Source organism: Chryseobacterium lathyri (genome assembly GCF_019970085.1).
Lineage (GTDB): Bacteria > Bacteroidota > Bacteroidia > Flavobacteriales > Weeksellaceae > Chryseobacterium > Chryseobacterium lathyri.
On sequence record NZ_JAHXYG010000002.1, the window covers coordinates 192,887 to 217,586 of the forward strand.

Consider the following 24,700-nt stretch of genomic DNA (forward strand, 5'->3'; position numbering starts at 1 on the left):
TGAGTTTTAAATGATTACTTTTTTTCAGGAACGTAATTAATGATTACTCTTTGATTAGAATTCAGATACTTTTTAGCCGCATTCTGCAGATCCTGTCTCGTGATCGATCTGTAAATGTCGATTTCCTTATTGATCAGGTTGGTATTACCCATCAGAACATGATTGGTTGCCAATGAAGCTGCAATTCCCTGAATACTTGAGTTGGCATTTACGAACTGATTCTCATACTGGTTCTGAAGCTTCTGATAATCTTCCTCGGAGATCAGGCCTGTCTGCAGTTTTTTGATTTCTGCATCAATATCAGACTGTAAAGTCTGCTTTGTGGTCTGCCCCATCGGGATTGCGAAGAATGCGAAAATACTGTAATCTTCAAGTCCTTGATTGAAGGCCTCTACAGCAAGCGCTTTTTTATCCTGGTCAACTAATTTTTTGTATAAAACTGAAGACTTACCATTGCTCAGATAAGATGAAAGCATATCAAGAACATAGGCATCTTTTTCTTTATTAGCCGGAGTTCTGTAAGCAAAAATATAGGCAGGGAGCTGAATGTTCGGATCTGTAGCCGTTACCTCTTTTTCCTGAGTGATAGGAGCGTCTTTCGGAAAATCTTTTGGATAAAGCGTTCCTTTCTGAATTCCTCCGTAATATTCCTGAATCCATTTTTTAGTCTGCTCAGGCTTGATGTCTCCTGCAACTACCAATGTAGCATTGTTCGGAACATAATATTTTTTATAGAATGCCTGGAACTCTTCCAGTTTTGCAGAGTTAAGATCTTCCATAGAACCAATTGTAGGCCAGTTGTACGGGTGATTCGTAAATAAATTCTTCTGAATGGTAGGGAAAAGGTTTCCATAAGGCTGGTTGTCCATTCTTAATCTTTTCTCCTCTTTTACAACCTCTCTCTGAGTATCTACTCCCACCTGGTTAATGACAGCGTGACGCATTCTTTCAGCTTCCATCCAAAGACCAAGCTGCTCGTTGTTGGACGGGAAAGTCTCATAATAATACGTTCGGTCATTCGTCGTGTTCGCATTATTTTGACCTCCGTTTGAAGAAACGATCTTGAACCAGTCCCCTCTTTTGATGTTGGGTGTTCCTTCAAATAAAAGATGTTCAAAGAAATGGGCAAAACCTGTTCTTCCCTTTACTTCATCCTTCGCACCTACATGGTACATTACCCCAGTAGTGACTACCGGTGCAGAATTGTCCTGATGAAGAATTACGTGAAGGCCGTTTGGCAGGTCATACTCTTCAAATTTAATTTGCTGTGCATTCAGTACCATTCCGAAGAAAGATGCTGCTGCCACAGAAAGAAGTCGCTTTTTCATAAAGTAGAAATTGTTTTGGATAGATTAGTAGAGAAAACAGAGTATTTGTTACATAATTACTCCACTTTTTTTAATTTTTTAATTTATTTGTAAAACTTTATAAATCCACAGTTTTGTCAACAAGAATATAATTTATACGGAACGAAAAATAGTTGGTGTGAAAAACCCTAACAATTAAAACTGCTCTGATGCCGAAGAAAACCCCGATTCAATTTTTTACTTTCTTTAAATTAAACTCATAATTTGAATTGTCCTTTGAATACATTAATTTTGTGTTCCCAAATTTTTTTGCAGTATGGATTATCTGAAAGGACTCAATGAATCACAATATGAAGCCGTTACCTCTCTACAGGGACCTTTGATGGTGCTTGCTGGCGCAGGTTCCGGAAAGACACGTGTGCTTACCATGCGTATTGCCCACCTGATCCACAACGGAATTGACCCTTTCAACATCCTGGCATTAACCTTTACTAACAAAGCGGCTCGCGAAATGAAAGACCGTATTGCGAAAGTAGTGGGAGACAGCAATGCAAGAAGTTTATGGATGGGAACTTTTCACTCTGTTTTTGCAAGAATCCTGAGAATTGAAGGGCATTACCTCGGATATCCTTCCAATTTTACGATCTATGATCAGCAGGATGCCTTAAATGTTATCAGAAAAGTACTCAAAGACATGAATATCGATGCCGATCTTTATAAACCTAAAAAAGTCCAGGCAAGAATTTCAACATACAAAAACAATCTGATTACGGTAAAAGCTTATTTCAACAATCCGGAACTGATGGAAGCTGATGAAAAAGCCAATATGAAATTCATCGGGAAGATCTACCAGAAGTATGTGGAAGCATGTTTCAAGAACGGGGCGATGGATTTTGATGACTTACTGCTAAAGACCAATGAATTACTGACCCGTTTTCCGGAAGTGCTGGCCAAATATCAGGACAGGTTCAGGTATATCATGGTAGATGAGTACCAGGATACCAACCATTCCCAATATCTTATTGTAAAAGCGCTGGCTTCAAAATTTGAAAATATCTGCGTGGTAGGGGATGATGCCCAGTCCATTTATTCTTTCCGTGGCGCAAACATTTATAACATCTTGAATTTTAAGAAAGATTATCCTGATGCGATAACCGTTTCCCTGGAGCAGAATTACCGTTCAACCCAGAATATTGTGAATGCGGCCAACGTTGTCATTGCGAAAAACTTACAGCAGTTCAAGAAGAATGTTTTCAGTGATAATGAAGAAGGGGATAAGATCAAAATATACCGTTCCCTTTCCGATGCTGATGAAGCGAATTTTGTAGCCGGAAACATCTGGGAACTCAGAAACACCGACCAGAGAAAGTACAGTGATTTTGCAATTTTATACAGGACCAATTCACAGACCAGAGCATTTGAAGACGCGCTGAGACGTAAAAATATCCCGTACAAGGTTTACGGAGGGCTTTCTTTCTACCAGAGAAAGGAGGTGAAAGATCTTATTGCCTATCTGCGTCTTCTGGTTAATGAAAATGACTCGGAGGCACTGATGAGGATCATCAATTATCCTACAAGAGGAATTGGAGAAACCACACAGAATAAGCTAATCGTTTTTGCAGATTCTCATAATGTAACTATTTCACAGGTACTGAGTAATCTGCCGATGTATGCTCCGCAGTTGGGCTTAAACAACGGTGTTTTAACCAAACTGAATGATTTCTGGTCCATGATCAAAGCCTTCCAGGTATTGCTGAAAACCGATACGGCTTACAGTGTTGCTATGGAAGTAGCCAAGCGAAGTGGACTGATTAAATTCTTAAAAGATGATCAGACCCCTGAAGGAATTTCCCGGGTAGAGAACGTACAGGAATTGATGAACTCTATGCAGGGATTCATTGAAGAGCAGATGCAGCTGGAAGACGGAGATCCGAGCCTTCCGAATTTCCTTGAAAATATTGCCCTTTCTGCGGATACTCAGGATAAAAATACAGATGAAGATATGGTTTCTTTAATGACCATTCACCTGTCCAAAGGTCTTGAATTCCCCGTAGTACACCTTGTGGGTCTTGAGGAAAACCTTTTCCCGAGCTTTATGAGCTCAGCAACAAGGGAAGATCTGGAAGAAGAAAGACGTTTATTTTATGTGGCACTGACAAGAGCTGAAAAACAGGTGTTTTTCTCCTATGCCGTTTCACGTTTTCAATGGGGAAAAATTACAGATGCAGAGCCTTCAAGATTCTTAAGTGAAATTGATGATGAATATATTGAATTCCTAAACCCGGCTCTGGAAAAGAGATTCATCAACAATACAGGGATAAAATCCAATATTTTTGATGAGCATCCTTCCGAACAAAAAGCATTTAGACGGGTTGAAAAGAAAACCATTGACAAAGGAGACAGCTCAAAACCTGCACCGGAAGTCAGAAAACTGAAGCCGGTAAGTACGGCGAAAATTATCAATCCAAGTGGAGCTTCTTCACAGGATATCGAAGTAGGAGACAAGGTAAGACACGACCGTTTCGGAATAGGAGAAGTTTCTTTTCTGGATGGTACAGATCCCCAGAATATTAAGGCCAAAGTAATTTTCATACATGAAGGAGAGAAAAATCTTATCCTGAAATATGCTAAGCTTACAAAAATATAACGGTCAATTTTCAGCATAGAAGCTGATGATAATATTTTTATAACGGATTCCATTTTTGGATTCCGTTTTTTTTATTCAAACACAAATGGCAAGAGTGTACTTTGTGATCTTGGTGACATTTGTGAAAAATTAGTGTTATTCGTATTTAAAGAACAATAGACCAGAACTATCTTAAATTTTCATAAAATTAAAGTCTATTAATTTTGTAGACTAATGAATTAGTTTTACATTTGCCACTCAAAAAAACATAAACTATAAATTGATGTAAGGGTATGAAAAATAAAAAGACTATTTTATCAGCTTCAGTTCTTTTTTTTCTCGGAACTTATGCTTTCGGGCAGGAAAAAGAAAAAGACAGCGTAAAAACCAATAATGTAGAAGAAGTCGTGGTGCTGGGTTCAAGAGCCGGCGCACGATCCAAAACAGACAGCCCGGTTCCTGTGGACGTCTTCAATATAAAAGAATCATCAGTAGTCCTTCCGCAATCCAGTATAGGACAGATTTTGAACGCAATAGCGCCCTCTTTCACCTCTACCATTCAAACCAATTCCGATGGAACAGACCATTTAGACCCTGCCCAGCTGAGAGGATTAGGCCCGGATCAGGTGCTGGTTTTGGTGAATGGAAAAAGAAGGCATACTTCAGCATTGGTCAATGTGAACGGAACACCGGGAAGAGGAACAGTAGGAACCGATTTGAACTCCATTCCTTCGTTTGCTTTAAACAGGATTGAGGTGTTGCGTGACGGAGCTTCAGCCCAGTATGGATCAGATGCCATCGCAGGGGTAATCAATCTTGAACTGAAAAAGGATATCGGAAAACTAACCGGCCAGGTAAGTTATGGCGGAAATTTAACTCCGACAGCCAATGATCATACCGGAAACTTTGACGGACAAAATATTCAGGTAGACCTTAATTATGGAAATAAGATCGGGAATAAAGGCGGTTTTTATAATATCACATGGTCTTCACAGTTCAGAAATCCGACCTTCAGAGCCGGCACGGAAAGCGGGGCAATCTATAATGCATATAATGCTATCGAAAAACGTGCTTTAAATGACGGTGTGAATCTTTCCTCACTTTTCTCCAATATTAACAATGTTCCCAATCCGCAGCAGCTTATTAATTATATTCATCAGTATGCACAGGGTGTAAGCTATTTTTCTCCTCAGTTTCAGAATCAGATTCAGACTGCCAATACAATCGGTGCTTTGCAAGGTTTATTAAAAGGAGATGTTACAGATCAGGAGCTGGCTTACAGAGGACTGGACAGAAAAGATTTCAATATGCAGGTAGGACAGTCGAAACTGAACAATCATCAGCTTTTTGCCAATATTGAAGTTCCTATCAATGACAACTGGAAAGTATATACGTTTGGAGGATACAGTTTCAGGCACGGAAGCTCAGGTGGGTTCTACAGAAGGCCTAACCAGAGCAGAACTTTTACAGGGTTGTACTCAGACGGTTATCTGCCGCAAATCGGAACGGATATCCAGGATTTATCGCTTTCTGCAGGGATCAAAGGGAACTTGGACGGCTGGAATATCGATTTGAGTAATACGTTCGGACAGAATTCATTTACCTATAATATCAGCGACACAGGAAATACATCTTTACGCTTTGCGTCTCCTAATGAGTTTGATGCAGGAGGTTTAAGATTTTCCCAGAATACCATCAATTTAGATTTTTCTAAAAAGTATGATGTCTGGAATGGAATTAATGTGGCTTTCGGAGCAGAGCACCGGTATGAAAACTTTAAAATAACGCAGGGTGACGAAGCTTCATATACCACTTATGATGCGGCAGGAAATATATGGAATAATACCAGCCCGAGAGGTACGGATTTCTTTGGAAATACACTTCCCGGAGGGTCACAGGTTTTCAGCGGGTTTAAACCTGTCAATGCCGTAGACAAGAATAGACAGGCGGTAGCAGCGTATGCAGATGTTGAATTCAATTTTACCAACTGGTTATTGGTAGATGCAGCAGCGAGATATGAGAACTATTCAGATTTCGGATCTACATTCAATTATAAGCTGGCTTCAAGGATCAGAGTGGCTCCCAATTTTAATGTAAGACTGGCAGGTTCTACAGGGTTCAGAGCACCATCCATCCACCAGATTTATTATAATGTAACCTCTACTTTGTTTACAAACAGTCAGCTTCTGGAGGTAGGAACCTTCAGCAATGATTCAGACATTGCAGGATTGCTGGAAATGCCAAAACTAAAGCAGGAAACTTCCAAATCTGCCAGTGTAGGATTTACTTACAGGATTCCTTCCGCAAGCCTTACTTTTACAGCAGACGGTTATTTTACAAGAATCAACAACAGGATCATTCTTACGGATCAGTTCTTAAGAGCAGATGTACCTGCTGCTGCACAGGCTGCTTTTGATGCCCAGGGAGTTAATGCGGCTCAGTTCTTCACGAATGCTATAGATACGGAAACAAAAGGAATAGACCTTGTGATTTCTCATAACGTAAGATTTTCCGGCTTAAAACTCGATAACAGCTTTGCCGCCAATATCAGTGAGACCAGGAAAGTAGGGGATATTCATTCCTCAGGACTTCTACAGTCTCCGAATCTTGAGAAAATCTATTTCTCTGAAAAATCCAGAGTATATCTGGAAGAAGCGGTTCCAAGGGTAAAAGCAAGCTTGTCGCATACGCTGGCCTGGAAAAAAGCAAGTGTCTATCTTAGAAATACCTATTTCGGAAAAGTGACAGGTGCAGATATTATTGATGTTAATGGTGACGGGATCATTGGGTTCAATGAACACCAGCAGATCGGACATAAAATCATTACCGACCTTTCACTGGCCTATCAGTTTACAAAGAATGTAGGGCTTACATTGGGAGTAAACAATCTTTTTGATATTTATCCCGATAAAAATCTTACAGCATCTACCAACAATGACCAGTTTATCTATTCCCGTTCAACATCCCAGTTTGGCCAGAACGGAAGGTATGTGTTTACAAGACTCAACTTCAATTTTTAAATAAATAATAATTAGTAAAAAACCAGTCCGGGATATCCGGACTGGTTTTGTTTTTATGTTAGTTTTATTCTGGTTATCTTTCTACAAGCTCTTTTACAGGCTCTCCGTAATAATCTATCTCGGTGGTCTTAATCTGCAGAAGCTGGTACCATTTGATAAAAGCCCCAATGAACACAATAAGCATCAGTACCATCGCTGTAACTGCTAAAGTGGCCAGTAGATATTGTTCTTTGGGAAGATAGATTGCTGTGACCTGAATATAACCGGCCCAGAAAGTAATTCCAGCCATGAACACTCCGGGGATTGCAGAACACAGGGCATATTTGCCTCTTTTCATCCGGATCAACATCGTCGTACAGACAATCAGTCCGCAGGCTGCCAACAGCTGGTTACTGATCCCGAACAGCGGCCAGATACTGCTTACATTCCCCGTAAATACCAGATAGCCCCAGGCAAAAGTAAATAAAAGGCTGCTGATAATAATTCCGGGAACCCAGTTTTTATCATTGAATTTTGGAATGACTGAACCCAACATTTCCTGCAAAAAGAAACGGCCCACCCTTGTTCCTGCATCAATGGCAGTAAGAATAAATACAGCTTCAAACATAATGGCAAAATTATACCAGTATGCAGTCAGCTGGTCCATATATGGGATCTTATTAAAAATATGAGCCATTCCCACGGCTAGAGATACAGCCCCGCCGGTTCTTCCGTGAAGTTCGATGCCTATTTTCTGTGAATAATAATCGATATCTACACCATGGAGGGAAGGGTGTGCAGCAAGGAAAGCATCATAAGATTCCTTCGGAGTATTGATGGCGAAATAATCACCGGGCATTAATGTACAGGCAGCAATCAAAGCCATTAAAGCTACGAAACCTTCTACAAGCATGGCTCCATAACCTACAAATAGAATTTCCTTTTCTTTATTAAGCATCTTGGGAGTTGTCCCTGTTGCAATTACTGCATGAAAACCGGAAATTGCTCCACATGCAATGACTATAAAGATAAAAGGAAGCACAGGGCCTCCTATAACAGGACCACCACCTTTTATAAACTCCGTAAGAGCAGGCATTTGAATTGTTGGATGAATGACAATCACACCCACTGCAAGCATAATGATGGTTCCTATTTTAAGATAGGTCGAAAGATAATCTCGAGGAACCAGAAGAAGCCATACAGGCAGTACGGAAGCGAGAAAACCATACAATGGAATGGCAATAGAAATGGTTTTAATATCCCACGAAAACAGATTATTCATTGTTGCGTTCTGCATCAAACTATGGCCGCCAATAATGCCTGCCACCAAAAGTATACCTCCTAAAATACTGGCAAAAAGAACACTGTTTTTTCTGTATCTCATGATAAGGCCCATGATCACTGCAATAGGCATAGTGATTACAACGGTAAAAAGAGACCATGAAGCCTCATGCATCGCATTGATACAGGCGAGTGACAAACCAGCCAGTGTAAGAATAAGGATAAATAAAATAGCAAAGCCAGCAACCGTTCCTGTTGCTTTACCTATTTCTTTGGAGGCAATAGTAGCCAGACTCTGTCCTTTATGCCTTACTGAAGCAAATAAAACCACCATATCATGTACGCCTCCGCCAAGTACACATCCGATTAAGATCCATAATGCACCGGGCAGATATCCAAACTGAGCAGCCAGTACGGGCCCAACCAAAGGGCCGGCAGCAGCAATCGCAGCAAAATGATGGCCGAAAAGTACATTCTTATTGGTAGCTACATAATCTTTACCGTCGGCAAATTCTACTGCAGGAGTAGTGTTTTTATCATTAAGTCTGAGCACTTTATTGGCAATGAAAATACCATAAAAGCGATAAGCAATTGCAAAGACAAGTACTGATACAAAGATCAGGGTGAGCGCATTAGTGTTATTCAGAAAATCCATATCATCTGTTTTTTTGGAGTGAATAATTAAAATATTGGATATTTTGTTAAGAATAATTTAAATAAAAGCCAAGTTAATTATTTTATGAGTAAAAAAGATGAAATGTATATTAATCTTGCAATTTTTACGTTTGCTATGAATATTTATAATTTAATATATTGATTTATAATATTTTATATTTTGTTTTGTTTCAGGATATATATGTATTATTTTCTTTGAGAAATGATAAAATCCACCATCTGGTCAGTAAGGCTGTCCATATAGCCCTTATCCGTTGTTCCGAAACCATGAATGCCATCTTCTACGATGACCAGGCTGTTCTGAATGTTTTCTCTTTTGAGCTTTCTGTGAAGCTTTTTAGACTGTTTCATAGGAACTACTTTGTCTTTATTTCCCTGGACGATTAAGGTAGGGACGCCACCTGAAGCATAAGTAACCGGAGAAATGGTTTTAAAGTATTCTATTGTTTTAGCTTTATCTTTTTTAATATCATACCCTGACAATCCTCTTACAAGATTGGTTCTGAGATCTACGATTTTCTTTGCCGCCAGTCCGAAAAAAAAGACAGGCACTTTTCCGAGTCGGGTATGAAGCAGCTTATTCATGTCTGAGGGACCATAATGATCCACCACATAATTTACCTTTGCAGAATAAGAAGAAAGTTCCGGGCTTCCGGCAAACTCGTTGTCTGGCGTATATGCCGCGAGCATTGAGAGATGTGCTCCAGATGAAGCCCCAAAAAAGCCAATATTGTTCGAGTCGAATTTATATTTTGCTGCATTTTTCCTTACCCATCTTACTGCATCTTTAGTATCTTCTACAGGAAGCGGGAAATGAATGCTGTCATTCAGAAGCGTATAATTGATACTGATTACCGCATATTTTTTATCCAGGAGCTTTGAAATGAATGTTTCAATATAGCTTTCATCTCTGATGGTTTTATCGCCTTTTACCCATGCACCTCCATGTACATAGACGACGACGGGCATTTTGTCGTCTGAAACAGTTTTGGGAGTATAGAGGTCTAGTGAAACAGGATTTCCTTTTGCATTGGTTTTATAAACAATATTTTCTGAGACTGATGATATTTCCGACAGAAGACTGCTTTTTGTGGAATTTGATTCATGTTGGTTTTGTGAATAACTTAAATTAGATAAACCTAAGGAGAAAACAAAAAACAGGTTTATGAAAAACCTGTAGATTGATATGTTGTTTATTGATGATTTCATAGAATACTTTTTGTGGTGGAGTGTTATTTTACTAACTCCTCAAAAAGTTTACCAAACGTCTTTTCCAGGTCTTTGGATTTTCCCGGATGAGGTCTTGAAGTCTGAACCACAGAACTTCTTACAGCGGTTAGCCAGCGGAAACGTTCCGGAATATCCATCAGAGCGATAGGACCACCTTCCTTATCTCCATTAGCGATTTTTTGAAAGCTTTCAAGATTCTGGATGACGTCATCATAATCCAGTTTGCTATGCATGAGTTTGAATTTATCGGGACATAAATAAAACTCCACGCGGATGAATTTCTCCTTTTTGGAAAACATCACAAGGCCTATATTGAAAAATTCTTCTCTTTCAACTTTTGGTACCAGGCGTATAACAGCGTATTCGTATATTTTATCCTCTTGCATTTTTAGCTTCGTTTACAAAGATTTGAGAATTTTCTAACCTTGTTTTCAGGAACTGGAAGTAGATTTCACGGATCTCTTCAGGAGTTTCATCGGCGTCATCCCAGTGGAGCCAGTCCTCAGGAATTAAATTGACAATTTTCCTGAACAGTTTATCATTCAGTACCTCATGAGCAAACCGATCGGCTTCATCCAACATTTTTGCTTTCGGGAGCAGTACATGGTCCTTCACGTATTTGAACGGGGTCTTTGCAGCCGTATCAAAATTCTGCCACGAATGATGGAAATAAAAAGAAGCACCATTATCGATGACCCAAAGCTCTTTATGCCACATCAGGAGATTTGTATTCTTAAAAGTGCGGTCAATATTAGTAATGAACGCATCCAGCCAGACAATTTTTGAAGCCAGAAGAGGATCTATCTTTACCCCCGGATCATAAGTGATGGAACCCGAAAGATAATGCAGCCCCAAATTCAGGCCTTCTGAAAATTTCAGTAAATCCTGAATTTCCTCATCTGCTTCTGTTCTTCCAAAATCGGCATCCAGATTTACAAATACCAGCTCTGGAATCTTCAGTCCCAAAGCCTCCGTGATCTTGCCGCCCAAAAGTTCGGAGATCAGCATCTTTACTCCGTGGCCTGCACCCCGGAATTTCAGTACATATTTAAAATTATCATCAGCTTCTGCCAAAGCAGGAAGAGATCCGCCTTCTCTCAAAGGCAGAATGTAACGTGTGACGGTTACCGTTCTTAAATCCAGCATACTGCAAAAATAAGGTTATTTTGATAACTATTTAAGCATTTCCGGGGTTAACTTTCCTAGGTGAATTTTTTTTATTACATTTAGATTAAAGGGAAATATTGCTGGTCCCTGTTGTTTAAGAATCGTAATCAAATTTTTTATATGGAATTGATAAAAAACCTTAATATAAAACTGGAAAATGCAGAAACCCGGGATTTTCTGGCTGATGCAGTTTATCCTGAAACCAATGGAAAGCTGCCGTTAGTGATCTTTGTTCATGGTTATAAAGGGTATAAAGACTGGGGAGCATGGAATCTAATGGCTGAAAAGTTTGCTGAAGCGGGTTTTTTCTTTGTGAAATTTAATTCATCCCATAACGGAACTACTGTTGAAGATCCTTACAATTTTGGTGATTTGGAAGCTTTCGGGAATAATAATTATTCAAAAGAGCTTTCGGACCTCGGTGTTGTAATCGATCATTTTGTGAAAGATCCCAACGTAGACGACCAGAGAATAATTCTGATCGGGCACAGTAGAGGAGGAGGGATTTCCATTATAAAAACATTTGAAGACGAAAGGATCAACGGACTTATCACTCTGGCAAGTGTAGATACTTTAGACCGTTTCCCTAAAGACGGAGCTCTGGAAAACTGGAAAAAAGAAGGTGTGTATTATGTGCTGAACGGAAGAACAAAACAGGAAATGCCTCACTATTACCAGTTTTATGAAGATTATGAAAAGAATGTTCACCGTTTTGATGTGGAAAGAGCGACAGAAATGGCCAAAGCTTATGTGCTGATCATTCACGGAACCCAGGACGAAAGTGTTAGTGTGAAAAATGCGGAACATCTTCATATCCTGAATCCGAATTCAGAATTGTTCCTGGTTGAAAATGCAGATCATACGTTCGGATCAAAAGAACCGTGGACAGAAAAAAAACTTCCCCATCACCTAAATATCGTTACAGAAAAATGCATTGATTTTATTAATAAAAACATGAAATAACATTAATATATGGCATGAAATTTGAGTATCAGTTTTTCACATATTAATGATATATACTATGAACAAACTGATCTTAAGCGCCTGTGCGTTTTCGTTATTGACAGTAGTTTCCTGTAAAAAAGAGACAAAAATTGATACATCTTCCAGTAAGGATTCTTTAGCAGCAATAACTAAAGATTCTGTAATAATAAATGCAGACTCAGCTATTTCTTCCGCATCATCTTCCACCCGTAATATCATTACGAACAATATAGGAAAGTACCCTAATGATATAAAACTGTTTGAAAATGAAGATTTTACAGACAGGGTTAAGAAAATTACTGGAACGCAATATGATGAAATTTTTAAAAACTTCAATGTAGAATCCCAAATTGTATCCGAAAACGGAATCTATAAGGTAGCAGGTTGTAAGCAGCATGACTGCCCTGGGTATTCAACATCCATCTTCTATGATTCCAAGAACGATAATCTAAATGTAGCTATTGACAAAAATGGAAAAATAACAGATTTTACTGAGAAAGAAAAAATTAAGATTACTGATGTACTCAAGTCTATGTAAGCAGCTCCAGATCCATAGAAAGAAAAAAACCAGCTTGATGAAAGCTGGTTTTTATTTTTTGGAATTATTGTATTATTAAAAGCGCCCAGGCTTCTTCAATTTTACTCTCAAGAAGAAGTTTTTGAGCATCCAGATGAACGTTCTCATCTGCATGAAAATCTCCGGGAGGAAGAATTTCTACATTGGCAAGCATTCCCAGGTCATTTCCTGTAAATACCTTACTGTATTTGATAGAATCCGGCAGAAGGTCAAACCCGATTCCTTTTGTAACCAATGGTTTCGGAACTTCAAAAAGACTGTTCTCATTGCTTCTGGAATACCAGTTGCCTCCTAAACGGGCTACCATATCCAGCTTTTGCTGATCCAAATTTCCAGCCTCGTTCAGATATTCTTCCCTGATGTGGATTTTCTGCACCTCACAGATCACAAGATTTCCTGCACCGCCCTGATCTCCCAGAGACTTTACTTCTAAAACTTTACATTCAAAGTTAACAGGACATTCTTCAATAAGCTTGGGCTGTACAAGGTCTGCCTCTTTCATGGTCAGACCGGATTTAATGAATTCATTGACTCCGGTTTCATATTCTGTAGAAGCCAAAGAAATCTGCTGCACAATAGGAAAATTCACCGTTCCGATCACTACTTCCGGAACCTCCAAAATATTTTCCAGGGTATGTTTAGTGGTATTGTCTCGTACTCGCCTGGAAGGTGAAAAGATCAGCACAGGTGGAACCGTACTGAACATATTAAAAAAGCTGAATGGTGATAAATTAATATTTCCGTTTTTATCTACTGTAGAAGCTAATGCGATCGGACGCGGTGATACGGCGGTCTGCATGATGGTTTGGAGCTGTACGGGGGATAATTCGGAGGGTATTACTGTTTTCATATTCTGTTTTTTAACACTCAATTAAACTTAAGTGTTCAAATTATGTAAAAAGATGCTTCGACTTCGCTCAGCATGACATTTTTAATACTAGCCGTTTTTATTAGCAATTAATTTTTAATGATGTCATGCTGAGCGAAGTCGAAACATCCGGATTATTTATTTAAAATTGAATTAAATTGAAGGAATAATTTTACCAGAAACCTCACCAAAACCTACTCTCACTCCATCTTTTTCAGCCCAGGCTTTCATGGTAACTGTATCATTATCTTCAATGAATTTTCTTTCCTGGCTATTGCTTAGCTGTAAAGGATTTTGTCCTCTCCAGGTCAGTTCCAGCATAGATCCGAAAGATTTCGGATCGCTTCCTGAAATGGTTCCGCTAGCGTATAAATCTCCAACTTCCACGTTACATCCGTTTATCGTATGATGGGCTAATTGCTGAGCCATATTCCAGTACATGAATTTATAATTACTTTCTGAAATCAGGTTTTCTTCACCGTTTTCAGGCTGTAAATACACTTCAAGATTGATATCGTAATTTTTATCACCTTCAAACTTTAAATAGTCTAAAACTTCAGGGTCCTGCTTTGGAGAAGCTGTTCTGAAAGGTTCTAAAGCTTCAAGGGTAACTACCCACGGAGAGATAGATGAGCCGAAGTTTTTACCAAGGAAAGGTCCCAGTGGAACATACTCCCATGCCTGGATATCTCTCGCAGACCAATCGTTGAATACCACCATTCCAAAGATTGCTTCCTCAGCATCCTTTGTAGAAATGCTTTCACCCATTTCTGAGTTTCTGTTAAGAATGAAGGCCATTTCCAGTTCAAAGTCAAGCTGCTTGCTTGGTCCGAAAACCGGTTTTTCAGCGTCTGCAGGTTTTGTTTGACCTTTCGGACGGTTGATTTCTGTTCCTGAAACAACGATGGATGAAGCTCTTCCGTGATAACCTACCGGAAGGTGTTTCCAGTTCGGAAGCAGCGCATTGGCCGGGTCACGGAACATTTTTCCAACGTTCGTTGCATGTTCAATGCTGCTGTAAAAATCCGTATAATTCGGAATGTGCACAGGCATCATCATTTTTACTTTATCAAGGTCGTAGAAAGCATCTGCAATAGTTTTTTCATCCTTTGAAAGGATAGAACCTTCCTGTAGGAGCTCCTGAATTCTTGTGCGCACTACATTCGTTACAGGTTTCCCCAGTTCAATAAATTCGTTGATGGTGTAGGCTTCAAAAACATTATCGTCCAGTCCTTCAATATTTTCAAAATATCCAAGATCATAAAGAGTGGCAAGATCGATGACCTGATCTCCGATCCTTGTGCAACATCCGATATATTCTTTGTTAAAAACTGCTACTCCGAAAGGAATATTATGTATAGAAAAGTCTGAATCTGAAGAATATTCTACAAATGATTTCATAATTTTTTGGAATTAAATTAAAAATGGTAAGATAGCGAATCCATAAAGATCCGCAATCATGATTCTGTGGGAATTATTTCTTTTTGGAATAAGAAGCCTCATCTATCCACCTGTCTTTGGTATTGACATCAATAAGATACAGGATATTATCCTGCTTAGTCAGCAGCAAAGTTTTGGTTACAGGCATTGGAACTTTTTTATTTTCAAGTTTATCTGCTCTCAGAGAAAGAATGTTTTTTTTCCTGATGATATCTCCTGTAAAAACATTTGAGCTGCTTTCGCCGGTAGCTTTATCATCAAAAACTTCTACATAGGTAGCATCTTTTCCTTTAATAACAATAAAATCTCTTTCTGTATGATCCTCTGCATCTTTAATGAAGATAAACTTCTTGTTGTCAATATTTACATTTTCAAGATGCTGATTGATGCCCTTTCTTTCTTCCAGGCGATTAAGAATTTCATTAAGAGTTCCATACTGAGCATTTAGCCCTAATGTTCCGAAAAATAAAATCCCGATAAAAAATTTTCTCATAATGTGTTTTTTAAAAAAAAGTTTTGTCAAGACTCCTTCATCCTGACAAAACTTAGTATTCTATATTTAAATTAAAGATTTCCTCTTCTTTCTTGTTCTCTTTCTAATGCTTCAAATAACGCTTTGAAATTTCCGGCACCAAAACTCTGTGCACCATGTCTTTCAATGATTTCGAAGAATAGAGTAGGACGGTCTTCTACAGGCTTCGTAAAGATCTGAAGTAAGTATCCTTCTTCATCATGATCAATAAGGATGCCTAAGTCTTGTAATTTTTTAAGATCTTCATCAATATGGCCAACTCTTTCAGGAACCATATCGTAGTAAGCCTCTGGTGGAGCGGAAAGGAACTCTACCCCGCGTTTTTTTAATTCGGTTACTGTGTGGATAATATCTTTTGTAGCCACAGCGATGTGCTGTACCCCTTCACCTTCATAGAAATCAAGATATTCTTCTACCTGAGATTTCTTCTTACCTTCTGCCGGCTCATTGATCGGGAATTTTGCAAATCCGTTTCCATTGGACATTACTTTAGACATTAATGCAGAATATTCTGTATTGATCTGCTTGTCATCAAAAGAAAGGATGTTTACAAATCCCATTACTTTTTCGTACCATTCTACGGTAGGGATCATCCTGTTCCAATCTACGTTTCCTACACAATGGTCTACGTATAATAAACCTGTTTCTTCAGGCTTGTAATCGCTTTCCCATTTTTCATATCCGGGCATGAAAGCGCCTTTGTAGTTTTTTCTTTCAATAAACATATGGATTGTTTCTCCGTACGTATAAATTCCGGACATTCTTACCTCACCGTTCTCATCTGTTAAAGTTACAGGCTCCAGATATGGTTTTCCGCCTCTTTCAGTAGTTTCTTCAAAAGCTTTGTAAGCGTCATCTACCCAAAGTGCCAAAACTTTCACTCCATCACCATGTTTTTTTACGTGCTCGCTGACAGGTGAGTCGGATTTAAGCCCTGTTGTTAATACCAATCTTATTTTCCCCTGCTGAAGAACATAAGAAGCGCGGTCTCTTACTCCTGTTTCAGGACCAGCATATGCTACAGACTGAAAACCGAAAGCGGTTTTGTAATAATGGGCAGCCTGTTTAGCATTTCCTACATAAAACTCAATGTAATCTGTACCGTTGATAGGTAAAAAATTCTCAGCTTGAGCAATTTTTTCGGCAAATGTAAGTGTTGACATATTTCTATTTTTACTTTTATTTTTATGAATGCAAATTACAAAAATCTTAGAAATAGTGAAAGCATTGAAGTGGATTCCTTAAATATACTTAACATAATGTTAAAGAAGAGTTCATTTAAGTATATTTAAGTTTCTTTATAATAAAACTGGATATCTATCTTTGATACACCAATAAGTGAAAAAAAAATATTTTCGAAAAAAGAAAGCCGTAGAAATTTCTACGGCTTTCTCTATTTTTTTATTTAGGCTTTTCTATTTAATCTGCCAGCATCGGGATTATAATTATCCCATATTTTCCATGTATTATTTATTTTACGGATAAAATAAATCTGGGTATTAAGCTGATTGACAAAATGTTCCTCTCCGGTTTCACCTACTTTGAACAGAAGATTCCAGAATTCCTGGGTTTCCAGTATTTTTTTGTCAGGTTCGTCAGTAACCAGGTGAATATCAAAAACCTCGTAGTTGGAACGGTTGTTTTTAGTCACCAGATGAAAGTCTCTTTCGCATAATTCTTTGCTAAACCCGGAAGCTCTTTCTAAAAACGGAGAGCCGTCAAATACCAGATCTTTAAAAACTTCGGTTTTATGCTCGGGGAATTTTTTGTAAAATTCAAATGCTGTAGCACAATAATCATATACCATTTGGGTAAGAAATTCAAGGTCGCCTTCTACAGGTTCTTTTTCCGGACGTTTTAGCTTCATGGACTGTATATAGTCGTTAAGGTCTTTATAGCCCAGAAAAATACAGATTTTATCCAGTGTTTTCAGGAATCTGAGGTCATTATGCGTTTTGTCCTGATAATCGTTTTCAAAAAAACGCTGCAGGGTGACATGTGATATTGTATTTCCTATTTCAAATTTTTTCCCCCCTTTTAGTTCTTCAGCTTCAGATAATTCATCTTTTATAATTTCAGAAAGAATAATATAATGGCTCCTTTTCCATTCATTCACATTCCCCAAAACAGAATTTCTTACTTTTTCATGCTTTCCAACTTCTTCTCTTATCGAATTATATATAGTTTTCAATTTCCTTTGGTTTTGAATGAGTTTATCAAAAACATTGCCAAAATGTTAAAGTATTTCTAAGACCAGTTTTCGTTTTTAGTTATTAATATACTGATTATAATTTATGAAAAAATAGCCAGACAAAATAAAGCTGCGATCTTCTTAGTGTTTAAACCGTTCATAAGCAGCTCGTTCCAGCATTTCTCTATCATCAGGGTGTGCGATGCTGATAAGCTCCTGGGCCCTTTGGCGGAGATTTTTACCATACAAATAAGCTGTGCCGTATTCTGTCACTACATAATGTATATGCCCTCTTGTTGTCACAACACCGGCTCCCTGTTTAAGAAAAGGAACAATCCTGGAGACTCCTTTTTTTGTTCTTGAAGTGATGGCAATAATCGGCTTTCCGTCCTCACTTAGTGCTGCACCTCTCATAAAGTCCATCTGGCCTCCGATTCCGCTGTACTGCAATGTCCCGATGGAGTCTGCACATACCTGTCCGGTGAGGTCAATTTCAATGGCAGAATTGATGGCTACCATTTTTTTATTCCTCATGATATTGATCGGGAAGTTCACGTCGCTTACATCTTTGAATGCGAAAACAGTATTGTCATCCACATAATCGTAAAGCTTTCTGGTACCAAAACAGAAACTTGTGATGGTTTTATTATCATTATAACCTTTATATTTGTTATTGATGACATCGTTCTGGATCAGGTCTATAACACCGTCACTCAGCATTTCTGTATGAACCCCCAGATCTTTATGATTGGTTAAACATTTCAGAACAGCATCTGGAATAGTTCCGATACCCATCTGTAATGTCGATCTGTCTTCGATAAGTTCTGCTACATTTTTTCCCACAAGCATTTCCTCAGGGCCTACTTTTGAGCCGTAATCCACAGTTGGGAGTTCTTCTTCGTGCCACACCAGCTTATGGATCCTGCTGATGTGAATCATTCCGTCTCCGTGTGTTCTTGGCATTAAAGGATTGACGATGGCCACAATAATTTTGGCGGTATCAACGGCTGCTCTTGCTACATCTACTGAAGTTCCCAAAGTACAGAAACCGTGTTTGTCCGGTGGAGAAACGGTTACCAAAGCCACATCCAGCGGAAGTATGTTTTTTCTGAATAGAATAGGAATCTCACTTAAGAATACCGGAACAAAATCCCCTCTGTCCGAATTCACTGCATCCCGAACGGGTGTTGATACGAATAGAGAATTAACAAAAAAACTGTCCTTGTATTCCGGTTTTGCAATTTCAACGTTTCCCTGCTGGGTGATGGAAACCATCTCTACATTTTGCAGACGCTGAGATTGTCTCGCCAGTTCATCAATAAGATAATTTGGAGTACAGGCACTTCCATGGAAAAATACGCGGTTTCCGCTTTTTATAGTATATATCGCTTCTTCTGCACTAATATAATTGTACATAATGAAATTTTTTATGGGTGAATTTTTTATTCCTGGGAACGGTCTTCCATAGTTTTATCTGATTCTTCCAGCCATGAAGTTTTATAGGAAGGGTCTTCTACTTTCAAAGCTTCTTCTGTAATTTTCAGTGGACGGAAAGGGTCTACCATTACGGCATATTCTTCTGTGAATTTTTTACCGATACTTCTTTCCATGGCTCCCGGGTGAGGCCCGTGTACGATTCCTCCGGGGTGTAGCGTAAAGTCCATCAGGTCGATGTGGTTACGGCTCATAAAATCCCCTTCTGTGTAGAACAGAACCTCGTCAGAATCAATATTCGAATGGTTATAAGGAGCGGGAATAGCTAATGGATGATAGTCGTACATTCTGGCACAGAACGAGCATACAACGAAATTATGGCCTTCAAAATTCTGGTGTACCGGTGGCGGTTGGTGAATTCTTCCAGTGATTGGCTCAAAGTTCTTAATATTGAATTTATAAGGATAAAAGTATCCGTCCCATCCTACAACATCAAACGGATGTGTTGCGTAGATGAAATCTGTGATCTGGTTTTCTTTTTTTACTTTGATTAAAAATTCTCCTTTCTCATCCTTAGGCTCTTTAAAAACCGGAGGAATCATGTCTCTTTCGCAGAACGGAGAATGTTCCAATAGCTGCCCGAATTCATTTCTGTATCGTTTCGGAGTGTAAATAGGAGAGTGACTTTCAAGCACAAAAAATACGGTGTCTTCTGATTTCAGTTCCACTTGATAAATGGTTCCTCTCGGAATAATAAGATAGTCTCCGGTAACAAATTCTAGGTCTCCTACAAAAGTTTTCAGAACCCCGGTTCCGTTGTGAACGTATAAAAGCTCGTCACATTCAGCATTTTTGTAGAAATAATCCATAGATTTTCTGGGTTTTGACAATCCCATTTTCAGGTCATTGTTCATCAGAAGGATCTTTCTGCTGTCCATAAAATCGTCCTCAGGCGTTACATTCATCCCCTTAAACATTCTCGGAGCAACATTTTTTTCCACCGCGATCTTTGGGGTTACATCTTTTGCAGGTCCAATTGATTTGATCTGTGTAGGTCGGTGCGTATGATAGAGCAATGAGGAAATTCCGTGAAAGCCTTCCGTTCCGAAAAGCTGTTCATAGTAAAATTTATCTTCCGGTGATTTGAAAATCGTATGTCTTTTTGGTGGGATATTACCCGCTTGATGATATCTCATTTTACTTTTTATATCTAGTTTCTCAAATTTAATCATTTTTCGTGAATTCATTCCAACAACATTTGTCATGGTGTTTTGTAATTCAAAAATAATTGTTAGATTTGTCTAACAATTTTAATTTCATGAAGCGAATACTATTTTCTGTTACTCTTTTATCTTCTTTTTGTTTTTCCCAGGAAACAGACAGCCTGAATATACAGGAAACTATAAAAACGGATTCAGCAACAATTCCAAAAGCAAAAATCAGAACGAGTACTATTGAAGATGTTGTCATTACCGGAACTATAAAACCTTTCAGCAGATCAAAAAGTCCTGTAGCCGTAGAGGTTTACAGCCAGAAGTTTTTCCAGAAAAATCCAACTCCAAGTATTTTTGAAGCCATTGCGATGGTCAATGGGGTAAAACCACAGCTCAATTGTTCAGTATGTAATACGGGTGATATCCATATCAACGGGCTCGAAGGACCTTATACGATGATCCTGATCGATGGAATGCCCATTGTAAGCTCACTTTCCACAGTATATGGGTTGAGTGGAATTCCCAACAGCCTTGTAGATAGAATTGAAGTGGTAAAAGGTCCTGCTTCTTCTATTTACGGTTCTGAAGCAATGGGTGGGGTAATCAACATTATCACCAAAAACGCACTGACCGCTCCAAAATTAAGTGTAGACCTGATGACGAGCACCTGGAGTGAAAATAATCTTGATGTTTCAACGAAATTTAATATTGGAAAGAATGCTGCATCTTTACTGAGTTTCAATTATTTCAGCTTTAAAGAGAAGATAGACCAGAACAAAGACAATTTCACGGATGCGGCATTGCAGAGCCGGATTTCTGTTTTCAATAAATGGAATTTTAAAAGAAGAGAAAACCGTCAGGCAAGTTTTGCGTTGAGATATTTATATGAAGACCGTTTTGGCGGGGAAATGCAGTGGGACAGATCTTACCGCGGAAGCGGAGATGTGTATGGAGAAAGTATTTATACCAACAGGGCGGAAGTGTTTGGACTGTATCAATGGCCTTTAAAAGAATATATCGTTACCCAGTTTTCTTATAATTATCACGACCAGAACTCTTTTTACGGGAGTAATCCCTATGATGCTCTTCAAAAAGTGGCTTTTGCACAGACCTATTGGAGTAAAAAAGTCGGACAGCACGATCTGACAGGAGGAATTACTTTTAAAAGAACATTTTATGATGATAACACACCCGGGACATTATCCGGAGACGGAATCACCAATGCACCGATGAAATCGCCGATCTGGGGAGCTTTTATACAGGACCAGTGGGAAATTAATGATAAACATACTTTGCTGGTTGGCTACCGTTTTGATTATGACAAAATTCATCATGAAGTACATTCACCAAGGTTGGCATGGAAATTTTCCCCGAATCCCTATCATACACTAAGATTCAATTTTGGAACTGGTTTTAGGGTAGTCAATCTCTTTACAGAGGATCATGCCGCACTTACCGGCTCCCGTGAAGTATTGATCAAATCAGATCTGAAACCCGAAAGATCAGTCAACGGAAACCTGAACTATATCTGGAAAATTCCGGTGGGAACCCGCATGCTGCAATTGGATGCTTCTGCATTTTATACCTATTTCAGCAATAAGATTGTAGGAGATTTTGATACCGATCCGGATAAAATTATTTATGATAATCTTAATGGATACGGAATTTCGAGGGGAGCCTCACTGAATGTAGATTTCAGCTTCAGTTTTCCTTTAAGTGTCGGCTTGGGAGTGACCTATCTGGATGTTTATCAGAAATTTGACGGAGACAATAAAAAATCGCAGCAATTACACGCACCGAAATGGAGCGGAACTTATAACCTTTCCTATAAGTTTCCGAATGATCTTAGTGTTGATTTCACAGGACAGTTCTATGGACCTATGAGACTTCCGGTATTGCCTAATGACTACCGTCCTGAATATTCACCTTTTTATTCTTTAGCCAATATTCAGGTGTCAAAAAGCTTCAGATCCGGATTCGAAGTGTATTGCGGGGTGAAGAACCTGTTCAATTTTACACCGAAGGATCCTTTGATGAGACCCTTTGACCCGTTTGATAAATATGTAAATGATCCGGTAAATAACCCGAACCATTATACTTTTGATACTGCTTATGGATATGCACCCATGCAGAAGATCAGAGGTTTCCTCGGGATAAAATATACTTTAAAATGAAAAATTTTATTCTATTTTTAATGTTAGTGCCCTGTTTTTATCTGTCTCAGATGAAGACAGGCACTTTTTCTGATCTTGAAACATCGATGAAAAAAGATCCGAAACCCACTATTATCCATCTATATACAGACTGGTGCTCGGTCTGTAAAATGGAAAAGCATGCGTTGAATGAAGACAGGGAAACCGTGGACTTAATCAATGAAAATTTTTATCTGGTCAATTTTGAAGCTGAAAAAACGAAAGAAAAAATACGGTTTCAGGGAAAAGAATTTGGGTATCTGCCGAATGGAAATTCCGGAATTCATGAATTGGCTCTTGCTTTGTCTAAAAATAAGGAACAGCCTGTTTATCCCTTGTGGATTGTTCTGGATAAGGATCAGAAGTTAGTATATTATCATGAAGGTCTTTGGATACCAGAAAATATGAAGCAGAAACTTCTGGAAATTTCTGCTTTGTAGGTATTTTTTCTCTCGCAGATTGTGCAGATTAAGCAGATTTTGCTTTTTGTAAAATATGTAATACAGAAAATCTTTAAATTGGATTATCAGCATCAATAAGTACCGCGAGCTGAATACACGGCTCATCCGACCGGTTGCTCCATGCGTGATTGGTTCCTCTCTGTATGACAATGTCTCCCGGTTTAAGCAAAGTCTCACCCTCTTCCATGATCAGGTAAAGTTCACCGGAAAGGATGATGATATAATCTAAAGTCTGCGTCTGATGCATCATGGGATGAGGTTCTCCGGCTTTAAATTCCACTCCGAGATCTTTATCGGGAGGAATGACAACATAACGGAAATAAGTCCCGTTTTTTGGAGTTTGTGGAAATCCTGTATTAGAAATTTTTGTTTCAAGATCCAATACTGCTGGCATTTTCTGCGTGTTCCAAATATCTGAAATGATAAGCCCCGGAAGATGTTCCACTACGTTTTCTGCCTGCTGGTCTTCTATAATAACTGATTTCCCGTTTTTGATTCCGGTGACAACGCGTCTGGGTATTTTATTCATGTTTCATGATGAGTTTGTGACCTTGGGTTTGGTTATTTTTAAGAATGGAATGGGCTTTCAAAACTGTTTCCAGAGAAAGATTACCGATTGTTTTGTATTGAGGCGGGCTGATAATTCCGGTCTCAATAAGCTTAGAGATTTCCTCCAGATTTCCTTTGTAATATTGATAATCCTTGCTCATGGTATAGGAATAATTGGAAATATTCATAATGACAGTTCCTTTGTTAAAAAGGGTTTCATGGGCATCTTTTGTGATAAGGGCGGTAACATCGGCATAGGTTCCATTAATTTTTAAGACATCTGCTGTGACCTCGGACATATAATTTCCCACGAGATCGATTCCAAAATCGAAAGGCTTATTGTTGTTGGCTTTTAAAAGATTAGCAACAAGATTTTCTTCTTTATAATTGATGATTTGATGATTTTGTAAACCAATTTTCAATAAAATTTGTCTGTTTTCCTCACTTCCAACAGTTGCCACAATCTTGCGGAAATCATTTGCCGTTAAATATTTAATAACAAAAGCACCGACTCCGCCCGTTGCTCCGGTTACTAAAATTGTATCATCAGTATTTAATTTCAAACGTTTGAAGGTCTGCAGTGCGGTAAGTCCTGCCGAAGGAATGGCAGCGGCCTGCTCAAAAGAAATGCTTTTAGGCTTCAGTGCGACGATGGCTTCCGGAACGGCAATATATTCGGCATAAGAACCGTTGCTTCCCATGGATCCGCTTCCACAGAATACTTCATCTCCGATATTGAACTGATGGGCGGCAGCTCCTTTCTCCACAACAATACCGGACAGCTCACGGCCTAAAATAGGTGAACTGACCAGCCTTCGTTCAAGTTCATTCTCAATCATCTGGTAGTCAATCGGGTTAAAACCGCTCGCTTTGATCTGAATTAAAATTTCGTGATCTTTTGGAATTGGTTTTTCGAACACAGCATTTTCAAGCTGGAAATTTTTATTTAATGCAATAACTTTCATATCAGTAA

Annotated in this window: 20 protein-coding genes; 6 read left to right on the top strand and 14 right to left on the bottom strand. The window is 38.8% G+C overall.

Annotated features, from left to right (window positions below; translation table 11 throughout):
* Nucleotides 1-14 precede the first annotated feature (14 nt).
* The gene (locus LC418_RS06255; protein WP_111955694.1) at nucleotides 15-1,328 is read right to left on the bottom strand and encodes a M16 family metallopeptidase; all 1,314 of its coding nucleotides are present in this window, start codon (nucleotides 1,326-1,328) and stop codon (nucleotides 15-17) included.
* A gap of 295 nt (nucleotides 1,329-1,623) precedes the next feature.
* Between LC418_RS06255 and LC418_RS06260 the strand changes: the two genes are divergently transcribed.
* Nucleotides 1,624-3,954, top strand: a complete 2,331-nt coding sequence (locus LC418_RS06260) for an ATP-dependent helicase (protein WP_223558465.1) — start codon at nucleotides 1,624-1,626, stop codon at nucleotides 3,952-3,954.
* Nucleotides 3,955-4,226: 272 nt separating this feature from the next.
* A complete protein-coding gene (locus tag LC418_RS06265) occupies nucleotides 4,227-6,953 on the top strand; it encodes a TonB-dependent receptor plug domain-containing protein (protein WP_223558466.1) in 2,727 nt (908 codons plus the stop codon).
* 73 nt (nucleotides 6,954-7,026) lie between these two features.
* On the opposite strand, the gene LC418_RS06270 is transcribed toward LC418_RS06265, so the two are convergent.
* From LC418_RS06270 to LC418_RS06285, 4 genes are all read right to left on the bottom strand, one after another.
* Nucleotides 7,027-8,868: a carbon starvation CstA family protein gene (locus LC418_RS06270; protein WP_223558467.1), complete on the bottom strand. Its 1,842-nt coding sequence runs from the start codon at nucleotides 8,866-8,868 to the stop codon at nucleotides 7,027-7,029.
* 206 nt (nucleotides 8,869-9,074) lie between these two features.
* Nucleotides 9,075-10,097: an alpha/beta hydrolase gene (locus LC418_RS06275; protein WP_223558468.1), complete on the bottom strand. Its 1,023-nt coding sequence runs from the start codon at nucleotides 10,095-10,097 to the stop codon at nucleotides 9,075-9,077.
* Nucleotides 10,098-10,120: 23 nt separating this feature from the next.
* On the bottom strand, nucleotides 10,121-10,504 hold the full coding sequence (locus tag LC418_RS06280) for a DUF3037 domain-containing protein (protein WP_111955704.1): 384 nt from the start codon (nucleotides 10,502-10,504) through the stop codon (nucleotides 10,121-10,123).
* On the bottom strand, nucleotides 10,491-11,264 hold the full coding sequence (locus tag LC418_RS06285; RefSeq protein WP_223558469.1) for a HipA family kinase: 774 nt from the start codon (nucleotides 11,262-11,264) through the stop codon (nucleotides 10,491-10,493). The genes LC418_RS06280 and LC418_RS06285 overlap by 14 nt, the downstream gene beginning before the upstream one ends.
* Before the next feature lie 141 nt (nucleotides 11,265-11,405).
* On the opposite strand from LC418_RS06285, the gene LC418_RS06290 reads away from it, so the two are divergent.
* Together LC418_RS06290 and LC418_RS06295 are read left to right on the top strand one after the other, a co-directional pair.
* The gene (locus LC418_RS06290) at nucleotides 11,406-12,248 is read left to right on the top strand and encodes an alpha/beta hydrolase family protein (protein WP_223558470.1); all 843 of its coding nucleotides are present in this window, start codon (nucleotides 11,406-11,408) and stop codon (nucleotides 12,246-12,248) included.
* Between the two features lie 58 nt (nucleotides 12,249-12,306).
* A complete protein-coding gene (locus tag LC418_RS06295; RefSeq protein WP_223558471.1) occupies nucleotides 12,307-12,807 on the top strand; it encodes a hypothetical protein in 501 nt (166 codons plus the stop codon).
* Between the two features lie 64 nt (nucleotides 12,808-12,871).
* Here LC418_RS06295 and LC418_RS06300 read toward each other — a convergent pair whose 3' ends face one another.
* From LC418_RS06300 to LC418_RS06330, 7 genes are all read right to left on the bottom strand, one after another.
* On the bottom strand, nucleotides 12,872-13,696 hold the full coding sequence (locus LC418_RS06300; protein WP_223558472.1) for a flavin reductase family protein: 825 nt from the start codon (nucleotides 13,694-13,696) through the stop codon (nucleotides 12,872-12,874).
* Between the two features lie 171 nt (nucleotides 13,697-13,867).
* Nucleotides 13,868-15,115, bottom strand: a complete 1,248-nt coding sequence (fahA, locus tag LC418_RS06305; RefSeq protein WP_223558473.1) for a fumarylacetoacetase — start codon at nucleotides 15,113-15,115, stop codon at nucleotides 13,868-13,870.
* 73 nt (nucleotides 15,116-15,188) lie between these two features.
* Complete coding sequence (locus tag LC418_RS06310; RefSeq protein ID WP_111955714.1) at nucleotides 15,189-15,647, bottom strand: hypothetical protein; 459 nt, start codon at nucleotides 15,645-15,647, stop codon at nucleotides 15,189-15,191.
* 71 nt (nucleotides 15,648-15,718) lie between these two features.
* Entirely contained in the window at nucleotides 15,719-16,849 is a 1,131-nt protein-coding gene (hppD, locus tag LC418_RS06315; RefSeq protein WP_223558474.1) for a 4-hydroxyphenylpyruvate dioxygenase, read from the bottom strand.
* Between the two features lie 242 nt (nucleotides 16,850-17,091).
* A complete protein-coding gene (locus tag LC418_RS06320) occupies nucleotides 17,092-17,877 on the bottom strand; it encodes a hypothetical protein (protein WP_111955718.1) in 786 nt (261 codons plus the stop codon).
* A gap of 141 nt (nucleotides 17,878-18,018) precedes the next feature.
* On the bottom strand, nucleotides 18,019-19,293 hold the full coding sequence (locus LC418_RS06325) for an acetyl-CoA hydrolase/transferase family protein (protein ID WP_111955720.1): 1,275 nt from the start codon (nucleotides 19,291-19,293) through the stop codon (nucleotides 18,019-18,021).
* A 26-nt stretch (nucleotides 19,294-19,319) separates the two neighbouring features.
* Nucleotides 19,320-20,507 carry a homogentisate 1,2-dioxygenase gene (locus tag LC418_RS06330; RefSeq protein WP_223558475.1) on the bottom strand — a complete coding sequence of 396 codons (1,188 nt, stop codon included), beginning with the start codon at nucleotides 20,505-20,507 and terminating at the stop codon, nucleotides 19,320-19,322.
* Nucleotides 20,508-20,629: 122 nt separating this feature from the next.
* On the opposite strand from LC418_RS06330, the gene LC418_RS06335 reads away from it, so the two are divergent.
* Nucleotides 20,630-22,699 carry a TonB-dependent receptor plug domain-containing protein gene (locus LC418_RS06335; protein WP_223558476.1) on the top strand — a complete coding sequence of 690 codons (2,070 nt, stop codon included), beginning with the start codon at nucleotides 20,630-20,632 and terminating at the stop codon, nucleotides 22,697-22,699.
* Nucleotides 22,696-23,157 carry a thioredoxin family protein gene (locus tag LC418_RS06340; RefSeq protein ID WP_223558477.1) on the top strand — a complete coding sequence of 154 codons (462 nt, stop codon included), beginning with the start codon at nucleotides 22,696-22,698 and terminating at the stop codon, nucleotides 23,155-23,157. Before LC418_RS06335 ends, LC418_RS06340 begins: the two co-directional genes overlap by 4 nt.
* Nucleotides 23,158-23,230: 73 nt before the next feature.
* Here LC418_RS06340 and LC418_RS06345 read toward each other — a convergent pair whose 3' ends face one another.
* Nucleotides 23,231-23,707 (bottom strand): cupin domain-containing protein, encoded by a 477-nt coding sequence (locus LC418_RS06345; RefSeq protein ID WP_223558478.1) that lies wholly within the window; start codon nucleotides 23,705-23,707, stop codon nucleotides 23,231-23,233.
* On the bottom strand, nucleotides 23,700-24,692 hold the full coding sequence (locus LC418_RS06350; protein ID WP_223558479.1) for an NADP-dependent oxidoreductase: 993 nt from the start codon (nucleotides 24,690-24,692) through the stop codon (nucleotides 23,700-23,702). The genes LC418_RS06345 and LC418_RS06350 overlap by 8 nt, the downstream gene beginning before the upstream one ends.
* Nucleotides 24,693-24,700 lie beyond the last annotated feature (8 nt).

Coding starts and splice junctions, on each gene's coding strand:
- LC418_RS06255 (WP_111955694.1), bottom strand. CDS start 1,328: ATGAAAAAGCGACTTCTTTCTGTGGCAGCAGCATCTTTCTTCGGAATG.
- LC418_RS06260 (WP_223558465.1), top strand. CDS start 1,624: ATGGATTATCTGAAAGGACTCAATGAATCACAATATGAAGCCGTTACC.
- LC418_RS06265 (WP_223558466.1), top strand. CDS start 4,227: ATGAAAAATAAAAAGACTATTTTATCAGCTTCAGTTCTTTTTTTTCTC.
- LC418_RS06270 (WP_223558467.1), bottom strand. CDS start 8,868: ATGGATTTTCTGAATAACACTAATGCGCTCACCCTGATCTTTGTATCA.
- LC418_RS06275 (WP_223558468.1), bottom strand. CDS start 10,097: ATGAAATCATCAATAAACAACATATCAATCTACAGGTTTTTCATAAAC.
- LC418_RS06280 (WP_111955704.1), bottom strand. CDS start 10,504: ATGCAAGAGGATAAAATATACGAATACGCTGTTATACGCCTGGTACCA.
- LC418_RS06285 (WP_223558469.1), bottom strand. CDS start 11,264: ATGCTGGATTTAAGAACGGTAACCGTCACACGTTACATTCTGCCTTTG.
- LC418_RS06290 (WP_223558470.1), top strand. CDS start 11,406: ATGGAATTGATAAAAAACCTTAATATAAAACTGGAAAATGCAGAAACC.
- LC418_RS06295 (WP_223558471.1), top strand. CDS start 12,307: ATGAACAAACTGATCTTAAGCGCCTGTGCGTTTTCGTTATTGACAGTA.
- LC418_RS06300 (WP_223558472.1), bottom strand. CDS start 13,696: ATGAAAACAGTAATACCCTCCGAATTATCCCCCGTACAGCTCCAAACC.
- fahA (WP_223558473.1), bottom strand. CDS start 15,115: ATGAAATCATTTGTAGAATATTCTTCAGATTCAGACTTTTCTATACAT.
- LC418_RS06310 (WP_111955714.1), bottom strand. CDS start 15,647: ATGAGAAAATTTTTTATCGGGATTTTATTTTTCGGAACATTAGGGCTA.
- hppD (WP_223558474.1), bottom strand. CDS start 16,849: ATGTCAACACTTACATTTGCCGAAAAAATTGCTCAAGCTGAGAATTTT.
- LC418_RS06325 (WP_111955720.1), bottom strand. CDS start 19,293: ATGTACAATTATATTAGTGCAGAAGAAGCGATATATACTATAAAAAGC.
- LC418_RS06330 (WP_223558475.1), bottom strand. CDS start 20,507: ATGAGATATCATCAAGCGGGTAATATCCCACCAAAAAGACATACGATT.
- LC418_RS06335 (WP_223558476.1), top strand. CDS start 20,630: ATGAAGCGAATACTATTTTCTGTTACTCTTTTATCTTCTTTTTGTTTT.
- LC418_RS06340 (WP_223558477.1), top strand. CDS start 22,696: ATGAAAAATTTTATTCTATTTTTAATGTTAGTGCCCTGTTTTTATCTG.
- LC418_RS06345 (WP_223558478.1), bottom strand. CDS start 23,707: ATGAATAAAATACCCAGACGCGTTGTCACCGGAATCAAAAACGGGAAA.
- LC418_RS06350 (WP_223558479.1), bottom strand. CDS start 24,692: ATGAAAGTTATTGCATTAAATAAAAATTTCCAGCTTGAAAATGCTGTG.